Here is a 20098-nt window from a genome sequence, read left to right as displayed (position 1 = left end):
ATTGCAGTTATAATTAAAAGGCGGACGCCGCAGCATATTTCAACAGGTTATGTACTCAGGAAGGGATGACAAAACGGATGTCCTTGCTCTTCAAGCTAAAATCGTTTAATAACAAGCAGTTCTGGAAGTTCTTTGCCAAATATTTTATGCTTATTCTCATTCCTGCCATTGTTGCAAGCACGTTTATGAACCTGTTTGTTGTTAGCCTGATCCAGAATGAAGCAGAGCAATCGAGTCACATTGTCATGAAAAATAATGCTCATCAAGCCGATGAGAAATTTCATTCTCTTCAAGCAGATATGATCAATTTGTTAAGTTCATCCAATCTGAAAAGCATTCTGAAAAATGCTGGCAAAACTCCAGTCTCCATGGAACAAACAGATATGATTTACGCGATGATGGCACAGTTAAACTCCATCATCTCAGAGCCGCTTGTATCAGGTACATTCCTCTATTTCGTAAATTCTGATTTGGTGATCGATAATAATATTTATACAAACAAATCGTTTTATTTTAAAAATTATTATTCGTTGGATGAGTCGGAATCATCGAAGCTGATCACTCAATTTAAAGGCAAACAGATGATGCATTTCACTGAGCCGTATCCTGCCAATCTTAGAAGTAATATGTCCAGTAACAATGAAACAAGCGGTTCCAACGTTTCTGTCATTATGAGCTATCCTTTTAACTCCGTTAAGCCTGAAGTGTATCTTGAGGTTCATTTTCAGAAGGACAAACTGGAAAGGTTGATCCAGACTCAGGAAAGTTGGATTTTTCGAACAGCGATCATCAACGCAGATGGAACCGTGATCAGCCAATCGGATACAGCGGAGCTGAATAAAAATTCTTTGAATGAGGCCATTCTTACGAAGTCGGAAGGAGCCTTCTCTCCTTATAATGACAAACAAGCGGTTTCTTTTGTCCGTTCCGAATATGATTCTTCCTGGTACTACATCAGTTGGATTGATATAAATACGCTTATGAAGCCTGCAGAAACGCTGCGTTTTTTGAGCATCGGGTTCCTACTGTTTTTTCTTCTGGTCGGTGCTTTTGTATCTTATTATTTGAGTCGGCGTTTGTATACCCCGATACTGGAAATACGGAATCGTTTACAAGCGCACCAATCCCTTTCCCCACCCGATGCAGCCGATGACTCACCCGATGGCAATGACTTCGATATTATTAAAAGGTTTTCCAAATTACTTATTACCGAGCATAAGGAGATGTCGCAATGGGTTAAAGGTGCTCTTCCTATTGTACAAGAGGATTTTATTACCCAAATCTTGCTCGGTGAATATAGAGATAATCTTTCCATTGAGTACTATTCCAAAGAAATTGCTTTTCCTGTTGTAATTAATGCTACACGCACAGTGCTGATTATTGAATATCATTATTATGATAATGTGCTTGAACAGCTATCTGAAACGTCCAAATCGTTCCTGCTTGTAGAATTGAGGGAGAAAATCTGGAAACAGGTATCAGACAAGATGTGGTTAAGCCAAACCAGATCAGATTTATTGGCATGCGTTGTGCATCATGACTTGGAGAATGCCCTTGATTTATTAGAGATCTCCAACCAACTCAAGCTGGTGCTGGAGCCATACATGTCTTATTTCAAGTCCACGATAGGGATTGGCAAAACAGTACATGAGATAGGGAACCTTCACGATTCTTATCAATACGGATTTGCGATGTTAAAGCAAAAAAGTCTCAACGCCGAGGTGGAAATTTGCTGTGAAGACGATACATGGGAGAATCGGGCGCAATTCGACAGTTTTTTATCCTCTGAAGAAGTGAACCGTATTGTGAACCTGCATAAAACTCAAGAGTATGATCGGATGCTTCAGTCTGTACTCCAAATGTTGGAATTGGGGGAACGCAAGCAGGCAGGCGCCATGCACATGAAAAGTTTGTGCTCTGATGTGCTCAATACATGGATTCGTGCTGTGGAGACGGAGCGCAATGATTTCAATATTTCGTTATATTCCGGTTTATTCGAGTTGTTGAACAGATGTCAGACGTGGGATGAGCTTAAGCGGCACTTTGAACATATCCATTCCTTGCTGTTCCTGTCTCCTTCTACGGTAAATCGAAATGATCAGTTTATGGAAGTAGTGGAATATATTAAAGAGCACTACCAGGAGGAATTATCTATAGAATGGTTTGCAGGAAAAATGAATATGTCGGTGAGCCACTTTAGCCGATCATTTAAGGAAGCAGTCGGAGAGAAGTATATGGAGTATATAACCAAGTATCGATTATCTATGGCCAAGAAGCTGCTGAATGAAACCGATATGAAAATTGAAGAGATCGCTGAAAGTGTAGGGTATCTGGGGAGCAACGCTTTTATCCGCATGTTTCGTAAATATGAAGGAATCACACCAGGAAAGTACAGGAGTGTAAAATAGGCCTTTTTTGAGAGTGTGCTTTTTTTGCAAAGGGGTAAAAACACTGGTAAATACGCAGAAAAGTCGGCCATTGGCTGGCTTTTTTTTCGTTTATATGGAGCAGTCTCAAAGTGCCAAACAAAAAAAGATGATACGAAAAAATGCGCGATTTACAGATGCTTGTATAATCCGTATGCTGTGGCTATGCGTTAACGAGTGTGATACATGTCATAGTACGATTTGCAGAACACGCGGAAACTTATAGGACAACATCAGGAGCGTGATAAGATGGTTGTAAGTAAATGGAAGGCCGGTTGGCAGATTGCCCGAAAAAATAAAGCGCTTTATTTTTTAATGCTGCCAGGTATTTTGTATTACATTATTTTCAAGTATGTACCTATGTATGGGGTTGTCATTGCATTTCAGGATTACTCCATGGGAAAAGGGATCTTTGGAAGCAAGTTTGTTGGGATGAAGCATTTCATTGAATTTTTCGTGAATACGCCGGATTCCTGGAAGCTGATTCGCAATACGGTGCTTCTTAACTCCTACGACCTCTTGTTTCACTTTCCGGCACCTATTGTACTGGCTCTTTTATTTAACGAAATTAAGAACAAATACTTCAAACGGTTCATCCAAACAATCAGCTACATGCCGCACTTCTTATCAACGGTGGTTATTGCAGGCATTCTGGTTATCTTCCTGTCTCCGACAACCGGTATTGTTAACTTTGCACTGAAGTGGTTAGGCTCAGAGCCGATTATGTTCCTGGGGATTCCTGAATGGTTCCGGACAATTTATATTGGCTCTGAGATTTGGCAAAAAATAGGCTGGGGAACGATTCTTTATTTAGCAGCTATTGCCGGAGTCGATCCTGCGCTATATGAGGCAGCCAAGATGGACGGTGCTAACCGGTTTCAGCAAATTCGCCATATTACCTTCATTGGTATGATTCCGGTTATGGTCATTTTGTTTGTACTTAACCTGGGACATTTTATGGAAATTGGTTTCCACAAAATCATCTTATTGTATAATCCATTAAATTATGAAACGGCAGATGTTATCAATACCTATGTATATAGAAGAGGGATTCTCGACGCGGATTTCAGCTTCGCTTCGGCAGTCGGCCTGTTCCAATCGGCTATCGGCCTCGTATTGGTCGTTACAGCCAATCGTGTAGCACGTAAATATTCCGAAACCAGTCTGTGGTAGAAAGGAGGACAAGCATGCGCTTGAAACAAAGCTTGGCGTCAACGATATTCGACGCATTCAACATGATTTTTATGATTTTTCTCATCATCATCATGATTTATCCAATGGTGTATGTGTTCTCGGCTTCCATTAGTGATAATGCAATGGTTGCAAGCGGTAAAGTATTCCTGTGGCCCAAAATGGTGACCTTTGCAGCTTATGAAAGGATACTTACAGATAACCAGCTATGGGTCAGTTACTGGAATACGATCAGGTATACGGTTCTTCATACGGTGCTGACGCTTCTGGCAACCTCAGCTATGGCTTATCCGCTTGCCAAGAAATGGCTGCCATTACGCAAAACGATACTACTCATGGCCGCTTTCACGATGCTTTTTAATGGTGGGCTGATCCCAACCTTTATCGTTGTCAAGCAGTTGGATTTATTAAATTCGATCTGGGCTATTGTGCTCCCATCATTGATCAGTACATGGCATTTATTCATTATGCGTACCTTCTTTGAGGCGCTTCCCGAGGAAATTGAAGACGCGGCCACGATGGACGGCTGTGGATCGCTTCAGATACTGCTTCGTATAGTCATTCCGTTATCAATGCCGGTTATGGCGACAATTGGTTTGTTTACGGCAGTAGGTCAATGGAATGCATTCTTCGACGCGCTCATCTATTTGAGTGATAATACGATGTATCCGCTGCAAATTATGATTCGTAATTATTTGATTGCGGGACTTAATCCGGCTCAGGGTGAAGGCGACCTGCAAACGATGGAAACGGTGAAATACGCTTTGATCATAGTTGCGACACTGCCCATCCTTTGTGTATATCCATTCTTACAGAAATACTTTACACAAGGCAGCATGATCGGCGGCGTGAAGGGCTAAAGATCCTGGGTATGCAAGTAGATCCAGGGTAATGTTGGTAGCTGCAGATGGTTTGTTCATCTGTTACTATATACAAACAAGTTAACGAACGATAATTGGGAGGGTTAAGTAATGAAGCACAAACAAAGAACAATAGCGATGGCACTTACCTCAGTAATGCTTACGGGAGTAGCAGCAGGATGCAGCAGTGCTGGAAACAAACCTGAGGCATCGGGAGATGGGGGGACCAGTGCGATCAAGCCGGCTACTTATACATGGCTGGTAGGAGATCGTATTGAAGGACCGATTCGCCAAGATTGGGAAATTTTCAAGGAAATTGAGAAAAAAACGGGTGCCAAAATTGAGTTTCAGGCTGTACCTGCTACATCCCTGGAGGAGAAGAAGAAAATTCTGATCGCTACAAACTCTGTACCTGATATTATGCACATCACCAATCAGGAGGGACGCGAGCAAGGTCCTGAAGGCGTATTCCTCAATCTGAACACATACCTGGACAAAGCACCTAATATCAAAAAATATTTTGAAGAAAATCCGGAGGCAAAAGCACTTGCAACCGCAGCGGATGGCGGGATTTACACCGTACCGAATCTGGATTCCTATGTTGGCGGTAAAGGATTTGACCATGCCTGGTATTTACGCAAGGATCTATTGGATAAATATGGTCTTAAGGTTCCGACCAATATGGATGAATTTTATCAGGTATTGAAGGGGTTTAAACAGCACAATCCAGATTCTTATCCATTGACCATGTTCCCGCCTGCAACCGAGAAGAAGATGGGACTGTATACGGTGTTTCTGAGAGCGTTTACCGGCATTCAGGGACTCATCAATCTGAATCCGGAGAACGATCAATATACATTCGCCGGGTATCAGAAAGGGTTTAAGGAAACCTTGCAATATTTAAACAAACTGCATAGCGAAAAGCTGCTTGATCCCGAATATTCGCTATTGACTCGTGCACAATACGATGAACGCCTTATTTCGGGTAAATCGTTTGTTTCATTCCTTTGGAAAGCAGACCTTGAAGACATTGCTGAAAAGGCGCGCAAAGCAAGCGGAAATACAGAGATTAATATGGAAGGTTTTATGCAATTCACCGCTCCGAATGTGAAGAACTATCAATTTGCTCGTTCAGTTGTTAACGTAAACGGGATCGCTCTATCCAGCAAGGTTAAAGATAAAGAAGCAGCAGTCAAATTACTTGACTTTTTGATAGGCGATGAGGGCAAGAAGCTGCTTTCTTTGGGAATCGAAGGAAAAACGTACCAAATGGTCGATGGAAAACCTCGCTACCTGGAATCCTTTGGTACGTCTCCATTTAACGGACTACGTAAGGATTACGGCGTTTGGTTCCCGGGCATTGGCTCCGACTTTGCGCTTGCACGGCTAGCTTGGGAAAGTGCATTGAACCCAAGAACGAAGAAGGTTAATGAGGCCTATGAACCGATTATTATTCCAGCCCCAAGAGGATATGCAAAAACGAAAGAAGAGCAGGAGCTTGAAAAATCGAAGCTGAGTAATCTGGACAAATACATGGACCAAAAAATGGCTGAATTCGTTGTTGGCAAGACACCAGTCAATGATGATACCATTAAAGAGTTTATAGACCAGACAAAAAAGCTTGGACTTGATGATATCCTCAATATGTACAACACGGCCTATAAACGGACGTATGGTGGCAAGTAAGCAAATATAGCTCCTCTAGACCAACCCCTTATCCGTGGATAGGGGGTTTTTCCCGAAATCGTAGAATTACTGAATATAACGTAGTATTATTAATCGCAAATCAACACCCTGCATTTTACAATGTATGTATCAAATGTAAGGGGGCTTTTAGAAAAATGAGTTCAGTGCAGAAAGTCATTGATACCGATGTGCATAACACGTTTAGAACCCCAACAGATCTTGTTGAATATTTGCCCGAACCATGGAAATCGCGTGTTGCAGGCAGCGGCATTGGAAATCCATGGCATGGAATATGGTCGCCCATAGGTGTGTTCCGCAAGGACTGTATGCCTCCTACCGGAGGACCGGCTGCTTCGGACCCGGAATTTTTGGTAGAGAATTTGATCGAACCGAATCATATCGAATTTGCGATCCTGACGGGTGACGCGATGAATATATGTGTAAATCCCGATCCTGACTATGCGGCTGCTATTTGTACGGCATACAATGATTATTTGATTAAGGAATGGCTGCCGGTTCATAAGTCGTTTAAAGGGGCGATGTTGGTTGCTGGTCAGGACCCGTTGCTGGCTGCCAGGGAGATTGATCGGGTTGGCGGTCATCCCGACATCGTGGAGGTTCTCATGGGCAGTGCTCAACGTGCAGGGCTCGGTCAGCGTCAATTTCACCCGATCTATGAAGCGGCCGTACGCAACGGCCTTCCCATGTCCATACATCCCGGTGCTGAAGGCTCGGGGGGAACCTATGCTTCAGCAGCTGGGATTCCGACTCGTTATTTGGAATGGCATACCGGTTTATCACAAAACTATATGGCCCATACGATAAGTCTCGTTTGCGAAGGTGTATTTGAGAAGTTTCCTGAATTAAAATTTGTCATGCTGGAGGGTGGACTGGCTTGGCTGCCTCATCTGATGTGGCGGTTGGATAAAAACTACAAAGCATTGAGGGCTCAGGTTCCTTGGTTAAAGAGGCTGCCGAGCGAATATATTCGTGATCATTGCTACTTTTCTACCCAACCGATTGAGGAGCCCGATAATCCGAACCATCTAATCGATTTGTTCAATATGATTGACGCTGAAAACTTCATTGTTTTCTCCAGTGACTATCCGCATTGGGATAATGATGCCCCGATGGAAATATTGAAGCGTCTGAATCCCGATGCACGCCATAAAATCTTTTACGAAAATGCCAGAAAGCTGTATAACCTGTAAATGTGATTTCCACCATGCTCCAATCCAACATTCCCTGCGGATTTTGTCATCGATCACGGGGAATGTTTATTTCATTTCGAACCTTGCCAACCCCTAAGCAGATGTGTGAAAATAGGAATATACAAATAATTGGAAGGGGATTGGTGTGATAGGTGAATCGGTTTTTTGGCTCCCGCTCGTTTAATATAGCGTTGTTTTGGCAGTTTTTTGCAAGCTATTTTATTCTCTTTCTCATTCCCGTTATTATAGCCTGTACATTTACTTATGTGTTCGTAGTCAAGCTGATCGAGCAGGAGGCAGAGAATTCGAATAACATCACGATCCGCAACTTCTCCACCCAAACCGACACCGCCTTTTCTTCTCTTCAGGCTAACATGATTAATCTCCTGGGTACCTCTAACCTTAAAAGTGCTATGAAGCTGTTCGACGAGCCTGTCAAAGACCCCGACTATTTTGAAATTACCCATTATCTGATGGATCAGTTAAATACGCTGGATACGGGCGATATTATCTCCAACGCCTACTTTTATTTTGCCAAATACGACCTTGTTATAGGGTTTAACACAGAAACAAGCAAAGAAAATTTTTTTCAATACTTTTATCCGATCAGTGATCAGGAAAAGCAAGAATACCTGAACAACTTTTCCGGTAAAAAAATGATGCATTTTACAAAGCCATATACCTTGCATCAAAAAATACTGTTCACGAATGATATTGTATCGTCCAGCTCCAGTATTTCGGCAGTGATGAGCTATCCGTTCAATAGTGACCACCCTGATGTGTATCTGATCGTCAACATGAAGCTGAGTGAGCTTAGCAAGCATATTCGTATTCAGGAGAAGTGGGTTGCAGGGACCGCTATTGTTGATGTGACGGGCAACGTGATTACTCAGGCTGGCGAATCCATTGTTAATCCGCAAAAGCTGCTGGACGCAGCTCGTTCTCATTCCGAAGGAGCACTTTATTCAGACGACCAGCTGCAAGCGTTATCTTATGTGAAATCCCGCTTTAATGACGCGTGGTATTATGTCAGTCTGATCGATCTCGAAACCTTATTGAAGCCAGCACACAGGATCCGGATGTTCAACCTTGTATTTCTCGGATTTTTCCTGGTTCTAGGCGGGTTGGTCTCTTATTATTTAAGTAAAAGGTTATACAAGCCGATCCTCGAAATCAAAAGTGGATTGACGTCGCACCTCCGTAAATCGGTTGTGCCTGTACAGCAAAAAGGAAATGACTACGATTTTATTAAGCAGTTCTCGAAGCTATTAATATCCGAGAATAAAGAGCTGTCCGAATTGGTGAGTGGGATGTCTCCGATTGTACAAGAGGATTTTATAGCGAAGATGCTATCCGGCGAATACCGTGACAATTTATCGATCGAATTATATGCCAGAGAGATCGATTTTGTTTATGAGCGGAATGTAGCACGAACCGTTCTATGTATTGAAATCCAGTACTATTCGTGGGTGCTTGAGCAAATTTCGGAAACGTCCAAAACGTTTATGATGGTGGAATTAAAGGAACGTATTCTCAAATCAGCATCGGGAACCGTTTGGCTGTGCCAGACGAAGCCGGATATGCTGGCGTGTGTGGTCCAGCATTCGCTTTTTTTACATATGGGCCCTAAGGAGGTATCAGAGGTTGTGTCGCTGATTCTTCAGCAATTTAATCCGTATTTTAAAGCTGCGATTGGAGTCGGGAAAAAGGTTCACGATATCGGTGAGCTGTACTTGTCCTATGATTCAGCCTTGGCCATGCTGCAGCATAAAAGCCTTCACTCCAGAGTGGAGATTTTAAGTGAAGAGAATGCTTGGGAAGATCGAACGCAGCTTGACAGCTTTTTATCCAGTGATGAAGTCAATCGGATTTTTAATATATACAAATCACGGAATTATGCCAAGCTGCTGAAATCGGTCTTTGACCTGTTGGATGTGGCAGTCGTAAAAAACGCAAGTGCTTATCAGGTAAAGGGACTATGCTCGGACGTGTTGAATACGTGGATTCGCGCCGTAGAGACGGAACGTAAAGACTTGAACATTCCTTTTTACTACAGCTTGTTTGAGAGGCTGAATCGCAGTGCGACCTGGGATGAAATCAAGCAATGCTTCGAGCATATCCATACGATTATGTTTCCATTGGTGGAGCCAAGCGACCGGAGCGTGCAATTTGCAGAAATATTGGACTATATTCATCAACATTACGGAGAAGAACTATCTGTGGAGAAATTCGCTCAGCAATTAAACATGTCGGTAAGCCATTTTAGCCGGACCTTCAAGGAAACGGTTGGGGAAAAATACGTGGAATATATTACAAAGCATCGCTTGATGATGTCCAAAAGATATTTGCTTGAGACCGACATGACCATCGACGTCATTTCTGAAAAAGTCGGGTATTTGGGACGGACCTCATTCATCCGAACCTTTTGCAAATATGAAGGCATTACGCCCGGCAAATATCGAATGATTCATCATCAATAACAATGGCATATCACTCCATGTGGCCCGTTTCACTGTCATAATGACAGGGAGCGGGTCTTTGGTATTCAGCGGCATCGGCAGGCTCATTATACGTAGCTATAATTGTAGGTGTCGCTATTTTTGCGGGAAGCGTGGAATAGGATATAAGAAGGGCACGATACACAAATAGCTACATAGCACAAAAATGCACGCTTTACGATTGCTGCCAAAGCACCTATCTTTAGGTCAGGAGAATGCATTGTCAAGTACCAAGCGAAGTGAATACAAAAGGAGTGAGGGTGCTTTGTCAGCCAATAGCGGAGTCAATAAAGGAACGAGTGAGCGCGTCGTTTCTCAAATCACAACTGGAAAGCGCTTACGTGCCAAACGTTATTTAATGAAGCATAAAGCCTTATATTTATTAATGCTCCCAGGCATCATCTATTATATTGTTTTCAAATATGTGCCGATGTACGGAATTATTATTGCGTTTCAGAACTATTCGATTGGAAAAGGCATGCTGGGGAGCAAGTTTGTCGGGCTGGCGCATTTTGTCGAGTTTTTTTATAATACGCCTGATTCGTGGAAGCTGATTCGCAATACCGTGTTATTGAATATTTACGATTTGTTGTTTCATTTTCCGACACCGGTTATTCTGGCGTTGCTGCTTCATGAGATCAAAAATAAAACATTCAAACGAATCGTGCAAAGCATCAGCTACATGCCGCATTTCCTGTCAACGGTGGTGATCGCCGGAATTCTGGTCATCTTTTTATCTCCGTCTACCGGTATCGTCAATATATTGCTGCATAAAGCGTTTGGCATCGAGCCGACGATGTTTCTGGGCTTGCCCGAATGGTTCAGAACCATATATATCAGTTCGGAAATATGGCAAAAGGTCGGTTGGGGGACAATCCTCTATTTGGCGGCTATTGCCGGCATCGATCCCGCTTTGTATGAAGCAGCACGAATGGACGGTGCCAATCGTCTGCAGCAAATACGCCATATTACGTTGATTGGGATGATTCCGGTCATGACGATTTTATTTGTACTCAGTCTCGGCCATTTTATGGAGATCGGGTTTCAAAAAATATTGCTGCTCTATAATCCGATGAACTACGAGACGTCCGATGTGATCAATACTTTCGTCTATCGAAGAGGAGTATTGAATGCTGACTTCAGCTTCGCCTCAGCTGTAGGTCTGTTTCAATCGGTGATTGGCTTTACCTTAGTCGTTACGGCCAATCGGCTTGTGAAAAAATATTCGCAGACCAGTTTATGGTAGAGGGAGGACAGCATGAAACGAAAAGGCTTGGGCTTCAAGCTGTTTGATATCGTCAATACGCTGATCATGGTAGTCGTCATTATGATCATGTTATATCCGATGGTGTTTGTATTTGCGGCCTCGATCAGTGATAATGCGATGGTTGCCAGCGGACAGGTTCTGCTGTGGCCCAAAGGCATCAATTTTGCCGCATATGAAAAAATTATCGTCGATGAAAACCTGTGGATCAGCTATTGGAACACGATTCGTTATACCGTGGTGCAAACCGTTCTTACTTTAATAGCAACATCGGCTATGGCGTATCCCTTGGCCAAAAGATGGCTGATTGGTAGAAAGTGGATTCTGATACTGGCCGCGTTTACTTTGGTATTCAATGGAGGACTGATTCCAACCTTTCTCCTTGTCAAGCAATTAAACATGTTGGATACGATTTGGGCTATCGTGCTGCCATCCTTGATTAGCACCTGGCACTTGTTCATTATGAGGACGTTTTTTGAAGGGCTGCCGGAGGAAATTGAGGATGCCGCGATTATGGATGGTTGCGGCTCCATGCAGGTGCTGCTGAGAGTCGTTGTTCCTTTATCGCTGCCGGTCATGATGACGATCGGATTATTTACAGCCGTCAATCAGTGGAATGCTTTTTTTGATGCACTGCTGTATTTGAATAACGGCAAGATGCATCCGCTGCAGATTATGCTTCGCAGTGTCCTTATAGCCGGCAACAACCCGCAGGGTGAGGGTGATCAAAGTTATATCGAATCGTTGAAATATGCATTGATCGTAATCGCGACATTGCCGATCCTGTGCGTGTATCCCTTTATCCAAAAATATTTTGTGCAGGGCAGCATGATTGGCGGCGTGAAAGGCTAGATAGCCATAGATTCCCCTGGAATCTGTTCCTATATATGAACCATTAAGGGAGGTATTAGGGTGAAAAAGAGAGCATATGCAGCGACGCTTACAGCTATTATGTTTGGCGGCATGATTGCCGGCTGTAGCAGCGGGGGACCCAGTGCTGGCACTTCAACGCCAGCAAAGGATACAGGTGGCACAACGGCGCCGCCATCAGCGACAACGCCAGCCCCAGCGGCAAGCCAGCAGCCCAAAGCGGTAACGTTCACATGGTTGGCAGCTAATCGCGTGGAGGGACCGGTTAAGCAGGATTGGGAAACCTTCAAGGAAATTGAGAAGAAAACGGGCGCCAAAATTGATTTTCAGGTGATCAGTGAGGAAGCACTCCCGGAAAAAAGAAAAATAATGATTGCGACGAATACAGTCACCGACTTTATACTTGTGCCTAATCAGGATGGAAGGGATTTTGGACCGGAGAAGGTGTTCCTGAATTTAAAAGACTATTTGGACAAAGCGCCGAATATCAAGAAGTTTTTTGACAATAACCCGGAAGCAAAGGCTCAGGCGACAGCAGCGAATGGCGGATATTATTCCATGCCTGTATTGGAAAGTGATCCCAGCACCAAAGGCTTTAACTACGCCTGGTACGTTCGCAAGGATTTGCAGGACAAATACGGCTTGAAGGCGCCGACTACTGTGGATGAGTTCTACCAATATCTGAAAGCGTTGAAAGAAAAACACCCGGATTCGTATCCGCTCACATTTCGCACACCTGTCAGCAGCCCTAACCTGACCGGGATCTTTACGGTATTCTTAAGAGCGTTCACGGGCGTTGAAGGGTTCATTAACGAAACACCAGAAAGCGGCGGTCAATATGAGTTCGCCGGGTATCATAAAGGGTTCAAGGATTCATTGGTATACATGAATAAGCTGTATGCCGAGAAGCTGCTCGAACCGGAGTTCGCGCTGTTGACTACTGCCCAATGGGAGGAGCGACTGCTGACGGGGAAATCAATGGTTACCTACTTCTGGAAGGCTGACATGGACCCGTTAGTTGAAAAAGCCCGTAAAGCCAACCCCAACAATAAAGATTTTGATATGAATGTCATCCCGCAATTCGCTGCTGAAGGTGTCAAAAACTATCAATACGCACGGCCTGCCGTCGGTACAAGCGGCCTTGCGATTTCCGCTAATGTAAAAGACAAAGATGCGGCGATCAAATTTATGGATTATTTATACAGCGAGGAAGGCACGAATTTGATGTCGCTCGGCATCTTGAACAAAACCTATAAACTGGTGGATGGCAAGCCCAGATATATGGAAGAGTTCGGTACCAGTCCCTATGTTCCATTGCGTCGTGATTGGGGCGTGTGGTTTCCTAACGTCTCGATCAATAACGCGATAGCGCGTGCTGCATGGGAAAGAGGCTTGGACGCCAAAAACAAGGAAATTAATGCTTCCTATGCCAAATTTATTATTGACGCACCCAAATCGATCGTTAAAAATGCGGATGAGCAGGAAATCGAAAAATCGAAGCTGAATAACCTGAACAAATATTTTGATCAGAAGCTAACCGAATTTGTAACTGGAAAAACACCGATCAATGATCAAACCGTTGCCGAATTTATTGACCAGTCGAAGAAGCAGGGCGTGGACGATCTGCTGAAAATGTACAATGCAGCCTACAAGCGCACTTATGGGAAATAAGCTTATTCATTTGGAGTTTCGCACGTAAGTGTACGTGCACACGAAAAGACCGTCCGGCGAGCTTGCTGGACGGTCTTTCTTAAACATGATGTGGCTTAGAATTGGCAGACAGCACAACGGCTGGAGCCCCATACCCATGTCCTCACCAACGCGCCAACGTATGGGTTTAGACAAGGATGGTTTTTCTTATTCCGCCGCCTGCTTCATGCCACGCTTGGGTGTAGATGTAGGAGGATAGCCTATATTTTTTTTGTAAATATAATTGAAGTAAGTTTGATCGCAATAACCGAGATAATCGGAAATTTCCTTGATCGTCATATCGGTATTAAGCAGCATCTCGCGGGCAGAGGTAATGCGCACCTGATGCAGGTATTCGACCGGTGTGCGGCCTGTTACTTCTTTGAATACACTCGAAATGTAATTCGGAGTCCGGTCAACGTGTTGAGCAAGCTCACTGAGACGAATCGGCTCCCGGTAATGCTTGACGATATATTGCTGAATGTGCATAGCCAGGCTTTGCTTGGAGGAAGGATGCTGCTTGGACATCAGCTCCCGTTGGACGATCCCCAATATTTCCAGCATAATTCCTTTGGAAATAATTTCATAACACGGCATTTGCCCGATCCAGCAATCATAAAGCAAAGAAAACCGCTGCTTCAGGTAATCGAAGCTGATGGTTCGAATACAACGGTGGTCTTCTCCAGCAAGCAGAGGTATATCCACTTCCGTAGAATCGTTGAAGTGTACCGAAAACATCTGATGGGGATCGGCAGGGTCTGTGACTGCAGATCGCATAGTACCCGCTGATATATAGAGACCCTCTCCACGCTGCAAAGGAATTACGGCATCTCCTAAGGTATAAGTGATTTTTCCGTTGATAACAAGCAGTAATATATCATATTTAGTTGGTGACCTCGATATGCTCCAGTTTTTGCCCATTTGAGAATCAAATAAAACCGATGTTATTTTCACGAGCCTGCTCCCCTCCCAATGACTTCATTTTATCATACTAATCGGAGAATCTCTCAATAAATTGTTGAATCACTTATCGTGATCCCTTGTCTCTTTGATTACAATAAACATAGGACATAAGGGAGGTAATGAAAGTGAGTGAGATATTGAAGGTCATCGATGTGGATGTGCATAATGAGTTGAAAAAACCGCAGGATCTGGTTCCTTATTTACCGGAGCCCTGGAAAACCCGGGTTGCTGCTTCCGGGATCGGTATGATGGGGAGCGGGTACTGGTCGCCAGTGGGAGGAATGCGCAAGGACACCAAGCCACCAGGCGGAGGGGTGGAAGGATCGGACCCGGATTATATGCTTGAGCAGCTACTGGAAGAGTACAATATGGAATATGTCGTTCTGACCGGTATTCTTTATAATATTTCAGCAACACATGATCCTGATTTTACGGCAGCCATTGCTTCTGCATATAACGATTATTTGATTGCGGAGTGGCTTCCGCGGAGCGATAAATTCAAGGGGGCAATGGTCGTATCAACAGGGGATCCTCTGCTCGCTGCGCGTGAAATCGACCGTATCGCCGGACACCCGGATATTATCGAGGTTATTATTTCCAGTGCAACCCGCGAACCACTTGGGCATCGCATGTATCATCCGATCTATGAGGCGGCAGAGCGGAACGGACTGCCAATAGCTGTACATCCCGGAACCGAAGGTACAGGAGGCACTGGCGCCCCCACCTCAGCTGGTTATCCTACCCGATATATCGAATGGCACACGAATTTGTCCCAGATGTTTATGGCGCAATTGACCAGTGTTGTTTGTGAAGGGGTATTCGTGAAGTTCCCGAATTTGAAATTGGTCATGCTGGAAGGGGGGATTGCCTGGCTGCCCCATCTGATGTGGAGGCTGGACAAAAACTACAAAGCTTTGCGCGCCCAGGTGCCGTGGTTGACACGATTGCCAAGTGAGTACATCCGTGACCATTGTTTCCTGTCCACACAGCCGATTGAAGAGCCGGATAATCCCAAAGATTTGATCAGATTGTTTGACATGATGGATGCGGAAAATATTTTGATGTTTTCCAGCGACTATCCCCACTGGGACTTTGATGCCCCGGATGCGATTCTCAAACGTCTGAGCCTTGAAGCAAGAAAAAAGATTTTTTATCAAAATGCCAAAAAGCTATATAGACTGTAGCCCTATCGTTAAAATAGGCTTATGTACTAGAGCAGGACCGTCCGGACAGGAGCCGAACGGTTCTTTACTATTTTTGCGTTGATTTTATCCATATGTTCCGGTTACAGTGATATCATGAAGGGTGGTTGCCAGTTAATTGCGGGGAAGTCCTACAGGATGAGGGGTGTGAACAAGTTGGGTGGAGGCGAGATGTTAACCAAACCGGAGTTTCATGTCCGGAGTTTTGTGGCTACTACGAATATAGATTGGGCGGATGACGGCTTTCATCAGCACCGCACGTTGGAAATCAGTATTTTGCTGGAAGGTAGAGGCGTATTCGAATGGAATGACAGTAAGCTTAATCTGGAGGCAGGGCAAGTGATTATCATCCCGCCTGCCCTTCCGCACCGGTTTGAAGGGAAGCAGTGGAATCGCTATGGGGTCATGCATCTGGAAAATATACCGGCTCGGATTATGGAGCATTTATCTGATTTTGGAAGCGGCTCCAAGCCAGTTATCATAGCACTATCCCGTCTCGATAAAGAACGCTTGGAATGGCTTTTTCGCGAATTTCTACGCATATTGTCCAGTCCACTTAAGAAGCAAATGAGAACATACAGCGCATGGGTAGAGGTCATCGTTCTATTCCTGCTTGAACATTCGCAATCGGTTCAGCATGCCTTAACGATCACCAAGGCGGCGGATTATATCCGTGAAAATTTGAGTCAAGGTGTGCAAATCGCAGACTTGGCCGCATTGGCAGGACTGACCGAGGCTGGTTTTCGCCGTTTGTTCGATGAAATCTACGATATGAGCCCCAAGCAGTATTTGCAGCAATGTCGTATGGTCGAGGCCAAATGGCTGCTCAGCTCCTCGAATAAAGAATTGAATGAAATCGCCGAGCAGATCGGATTTGCCAGATTGCATTCGTTCTCGTTATGGTTCAAAAAGGTGGAAGGAATCCCCCCATCGGAGTGGCGTAAAATGCAGCAAAGAAAGACAGATGAATTTTCTATTTAAGCGGATGGCGTTTTGTGTAAATTGTGTTTCGATTTCAATAAATACAAGCGGTTCGAAATGCATTATTCTTCTAGTGTACCCCGAAAAACGGCAGCATGCGGTTAGTCATGCGTCACAAGCAGGGCGGGAAGGAAGAAAAAGTAGATGCGCAAAGGAATTAATCAATGGTGTTTTCCAAATGGTACTTCATTAGCGAATGTGTTTGAAACGAGTCGTCAAGCGGGCTTCGATGAAGTTGAACTGAACCTGTACGCACCTGGTGGTGTGGGACTGACCATGGACACCACGGAGGAGGAAGCCAAAGCCATTGGGCGGCTCGCTGAGCATCACGGGATCCAGCTGCGCTCACTTTCCTCAGAAATCATGGGACGTTATCCGCTGTCTTCACCCGATCAGGAAGTTCGCAATCTTGGAATTAAGGCCATGCAGAAGCAAATACAAATTGCCGCATGGCTTGGTATGGATACGATTCTTGTTGTTCCCGGCAGAGTGAACGAGGAAGTTTCGTATGAGCAGTGTTATGAACGCAGCCGGACGGAGCTAGCCAAGCTGCTGCCGGCTCTGGAGGCCAATCATATCCATATGGGCATCGAAAACGTATGGAATAAGTTCATGTGGTCGCCAATTGAAATGGCCAAGTACATTGATGACTTCGGGTCATCTTTGGTATGCGCGTATTTTGATGTAGGCAATACACTGCTATTTGGTTATCCGCAGCAATGGATTCGTATACTGGGTCACCGAATCCGCAAGGTGCATGTCAAGGATTTTAAGCTGGCTATAGGGAACATGAATGGCTTTGTCCCGCTGCTGGCAGGCGATGTCGATTGGAACGCAGTACGAATTGCATTGAACGAGATCGGCTATAACGATGTGCTGACTGCGGAATTGACGGCTTACACAAGTGCTCCGGAGCAGCTCATCTTCGATACGGCGAGGCATCTTGGTGTGATCATGGGCGACAAACCGAATTAACTAAGCGTGCTTGGCCAATCAAATTCCGAAGGAGTGCGGTATATAGTATGGTGAAAATCGCTGTTATGGGTGCAGGCGGTATTGCTGCCGAGCATATGAAAGCTTTGAAGCCTCATCCCAAGGTAGAGATCGTAGGGATCTGTGATGTGATTCTCGAAAACGCACAAAAAATGGTTAATAAAAACGGGGGGCGAGCCTACACCCATTATGAGGAAATGCTGGATCGGGAGCAGCCGGACGGCTTGATTATCAGTGTCCCTCCTTTCGCTCATGGTGATGTGGAAGAGGTCGCAGCGAATCGTGGAATTCATTTATTAGTTGAGAAACCGGTTGGCCTCAATATGGATGCAGTTAGGAAAAAAGCAGAAGTGATGCAGGCGGCAGGAATTATCGTCAGCACCGGATATTGCCTGCGTTATATGGAAGCCTTGCAAAAAGCACGGGCGTATTTGTCGGATAAGCCAATCGCGATGGTGCGGGCACTGCGCATAAGCGGCATACCCCAAATGCCCTGGTGGCCGATCATGGACAAATCCGGCGGGCAGCTGGTTGAAATGACCACACATAATGTGGATATGATGCGCTGCCTGGCTGGAGATATCACGAAGGTATCCGCTGATATGAATTTGCTTGTGATGAAGGATGGGGGCTTCGATATCCCGGATGTCACTTCCGCGAACTTCGTTTTTGCTAATGGGGCAGTCGGACATATCGACACCACGTTTTTTCCGCAGCCTGTCGAACGAGCTTATCTGGAAGTAATGGGCCCTGGGTATCTTCTGACAATTGAAGGCAGAACCTTGACTATAATAGAAGGCAAACAAACGACGGTGTATAAAGGGGATGATGATTTCTATAAAGCTCAGGATCATGCGTTCATTGAAGCGATTCATACTGGTGATCGCAGTTTGATCCTTGCTGATTACAGCGAGGCCATGAAAACGCTGGAGGTCACACTGGCGGCGAATGCTTCTGCGACCTCGGGACAATCTGTTTTTCTTAAGAGTAGAGAAAGTTAACTTTCATTATGGTCATCATCCCAATCCGGATCACATTCGGCTTGGTTTTTTTTGTTGAGGAGTCCGGAATTACCTGGGAGGATTGGCATCACTTGCTCTATGAGGGTCAATGTAGTGAAATTACGTTTTGCATTGTATAATAAAAAATGCCGGAGGATAAGCGACAGCAGGTGCAATTCATATTTTATTATTGGGAGATGATAGTGTGACACAAGCAGGTGACCGTGCGGCAAGCGCTGTGCTCAATGTACCGGGATTGGTTACTTTTTGGGATTTTCAGGAGCCGCAAGGAGAGCTTCCAGTTTCTAAGGGGAAGGAACAGTATGTACTTGAAGAAGGTGGCAGTGCGATCTTCAAAGGAAATGAAGGCGTTTTCGGGCCTGTCTCGGCTAACATTCTCAATGGTCAGTGGTACCGAATTGCCCGTAACGATTGCCCTTCGCTTGATTTCCATGGCAAAACAGCGTTTACCATATGCACCTGGCTCAAGCGTTCGGGTGATTATGAATCAACGAAATGTGAAGCGGTCGTTGGTATGTGGGATGAAACGGATAAGCATCGCCAGTATTGCATGTTCCTGAATCTGCGGATCTGGGAAAGCGCTCAGCAGCTATGCGGACATGTCTCTGCTGAAGGCGGGCCTACTCCTGATTATAAGTATTGTATGTCGGCAGCTATAGGGCAGACAGAGGTTTCGTTTGGCGATTGGCATTTTGCTGTGTTCACCTACGACGGAGAATATGCCAAAGTATTTCTGGACGGACAGCTTGATGAACGGGAATCCTTCAATCCGTATTCGTATCCGAAGGAGCTACACAACGGCGGTGTCGGTGGTTCAGACTTTACGGTTGCAGGTGTCAATCGATCTGGAGAAATGGGCAATTTTTATGAAGGCTTAATGGGTGGTTTGGCTATATATGATCGCTGCTTGTCTGCAGATGAAATTGCAGCACTGCATCAAGAAACTCGTGAAATCGTAAGCAAGTAATGATTCATTATCAAACCCCTTGGAACAAGAAGGATAAGCTTGTATGAATCCCCTGTTCCAAGGGGTATTTGTCCTTTTAAATCTATCGTATTCGATAACGGAGAAATCGCCAGTGGAAGCGCCCCAATGATTATCGTTCCATAATGATTATTTTGCATTTTTACAAGCATGCTAAAGATGATTTAGTGTAATAAATTTAGGGATAGCCTTGCCGTATATAGGACTAGCAAGTAGAATAATAACTGTACGTGGTAGAAATTACGGTTATGATTGGA

15 protein-coding genes are annotated in these 20098 nt (G+C 44.7%); 14 read left to right on the top strand and 1 reads right to left on the bottom strand.

Annotated features, from left to right (window positions below; all coding sequences use genetic code 11):
* The first annotated feature begins 77 nt into the window (after positions 1-77).
* The 9 genes from NST47_RS28510 to NST47_RS28470 all read left to right on the top strand — a co-directional run bounded on the left by NST47_RS28510 (position 78) and on the right by NST47_RS28470 (position 13677).
* Positions 78-2408 carry an AraC family transcriptional regulator gene (locus tag NST47_RS28510; RefSeq protein WP_341158148.1) on the top strand — a complete coding sequence of 777 codons (2331 nt, stop codon included), beginning with the start codon at positions 78-80 and terminating at the stop codon, positions 2406-2408.
* A gap of 267 nt (positions 2409-2675) precedes the next feature.
* Positions 2676-3599, top strand: coding sequence for an ABC transporter permease (locus NST47_RS28505; protein WP_341158147.1), 924 nt, complete (start codon positions 2676-2678; stop codon positions 3597-3599).
* A gap of 14 nt (positions 3600-3613) precedes the next feature.
* A complete protein-coding gene (locus NST47_RS28500; protein ID WP_341158146.1) occupies positions 3614-4477 on the top strand; it encodes a carbohydrate ABC transporter permease in 864 nt (287 codons plus the stop codon).
* 111 nt (positions 4478-4588) lie between these two features.
* Positions 4589-6163 carry an extracellular solute-binding protein gene (locus NST47_RS28495; RefSeq protein WP_341158145.1) on the top strand — a complete coding sequence of 525 codons (1575 nt, stop codon included), beginning with the start codon at positions 4589-4591 and terminating at the stop codon, positions 6161-6163.
* A 155-nt stretch (positions 6164-6318) separates the two neighbouring features.
* Positions 6319-7374: an amidohydrolase family protein gene (locus NST47_RS28490; RefSeq protein ID WP_341158144.1), complete on the top strand. Its 1056-nt coding sequence runs from the start codon at positions 6319-6321 to the stop codon at positions 7372-7374.
* A gap of 152 nt (positions 7375-7526) precedes the next feature.
* Positions 7527-9854 (top strand): helix-turn-helix domain-containing protein, encoded by a 2328-nt coding sequence (locus NST47_RS28485; protein WP_341158143.1) that lies wholly within the window; start codon positions 7527-7529, stop codon positions 9852-9854.
* A gap of 376 nt (positions 9855-10230) precedes the next feature.
* Positions 10231-11118 carry an ABC transporter permease gene (locus tag NST47_RS28480; RefSeq protein WP_144026532.1) on the top strand — a complete coding sequence of 296 codons (888 nt, stop codon included), beginning with the start codon at positions 10231-10233 and terminating at the stop codon, positions 11116-11118.
* A 12-nt stretch (positions 11119-11130) separates the two neighbouring features.
* On the top strand, positions 11131-11988 hold the full coding sequence (locus tag NST47_RS28475) for a carbohydrate ABC transporter permease (protein ID WP_341158142.1): 858 nt from the start codon (positions 11131-11133) through the stop codon (positions 11986-11988).
* Positions 11989-12048: 60 nt separating this feature from the next.
* Positions 12049-13677, top strand: coding sequence for an extracellular solute-binding protein (locus NST47_RS28470; RefSeq protein WP_341158141.1), 1629 nt, complete (start codon positions 12049-12051; stop codon positions 13675-13677).
* Between the two features lie 186 nt (positions 13678-13863).
* Here the strand turns inward: NST47_RS28470 and NST47_RS28465 are convergent, their stop codons facing one another.
* The gene (locus NST47_RS28465; RefSeq protein ID WP_341158140.1) at positions 13864-14649 is read right to left on the bottom strand and encodes an AraC family transcriptional regulator; all 786 of its coding nucleotides are present in this window, start codon (positions 14647-14649) and stop codon (positions 13864-13866) included.
* Positions 14650-14777: 128 nt separating this feature from the next.
* Here NST47_RS28465 and NST47_RS28460 point away from each other — a divergent pair, with 128 nt between their 5' ends.
* From NST47_RS28460 to NST47_RS28440, 5 genes are all read left to right on the top strand, one after another.
* Positions 14778-15842 (top strand): amidohydrolase family protein, encoded by a 1065-nt coding sequence (locus tag NST47_RS28460; RefSeq protein ID WP_341158139.1) that lies wholly within the window; start codon positions 14778-14780, stop codon positions 15840-15842.
* A gap of 189 nt (positions 15843-16031) precedes the next feature.
* Positions 16032-16841, top strand: coding sequence for a helix-turn-helix domain-containing protein (locus NST47_RS28455; protein ID WP_341158138.1), 810 nt, complete (start codon positions 16032-16034; stop codon positions 16839-16841).
* Positions 16842-16985: 144 nt separating this feature from the next.
* Positions 16986-17816, top strand: coding sequence for a sugar phosphate isomerase/epimerase family protein (locus tag NST47_RS28450; protein WP_341158137.1), 831 nt, complete (start codon positions 16986-16988; stop codon positions 17814-17816).
* Positions 17817-17863: 47 nt separating this feature from the next.
* On the top strand, positions 17864-18835 hold the full coding sequence (locus NST47_RS28445) for a Gfo/Idh/MocA family protein (protein WP_341158136.1): 972 nt from the start codon (positions 17864-17866) through the stop codon (positions 18833-18835).
* A 205-nt stretch (positions 18836-19040) separates the two neighbouring features.
* The gene (locus NST47_RS28440) at positions 19041-19823 is read left to right on the top strand and encodes a LamG-like jellyroll fold domain-containing protein (protein ID WP_341158135.1); all 783 of its coding nucleotides are present in this window, start codon (positions 19041-19043) and stop codon (positions 19821-19823) included.
* Positions 19824-20098 lie beyond the last annotated feature (275 nt).

The sequence above is a fragment of the Paenibacillus sp. FSL H8-0034 genome, from assembly GCF_038000305.1.
Classification (GTDB): Bacteria; Bacillota; Bacilli; order Paenibacillales; family NBRC-103111; genus Paenibacillus_S.
Note: the sequence above shows the minus strand (reverse complement) of the source record. Positions and strands in the feature narration are given on the sequence as shown.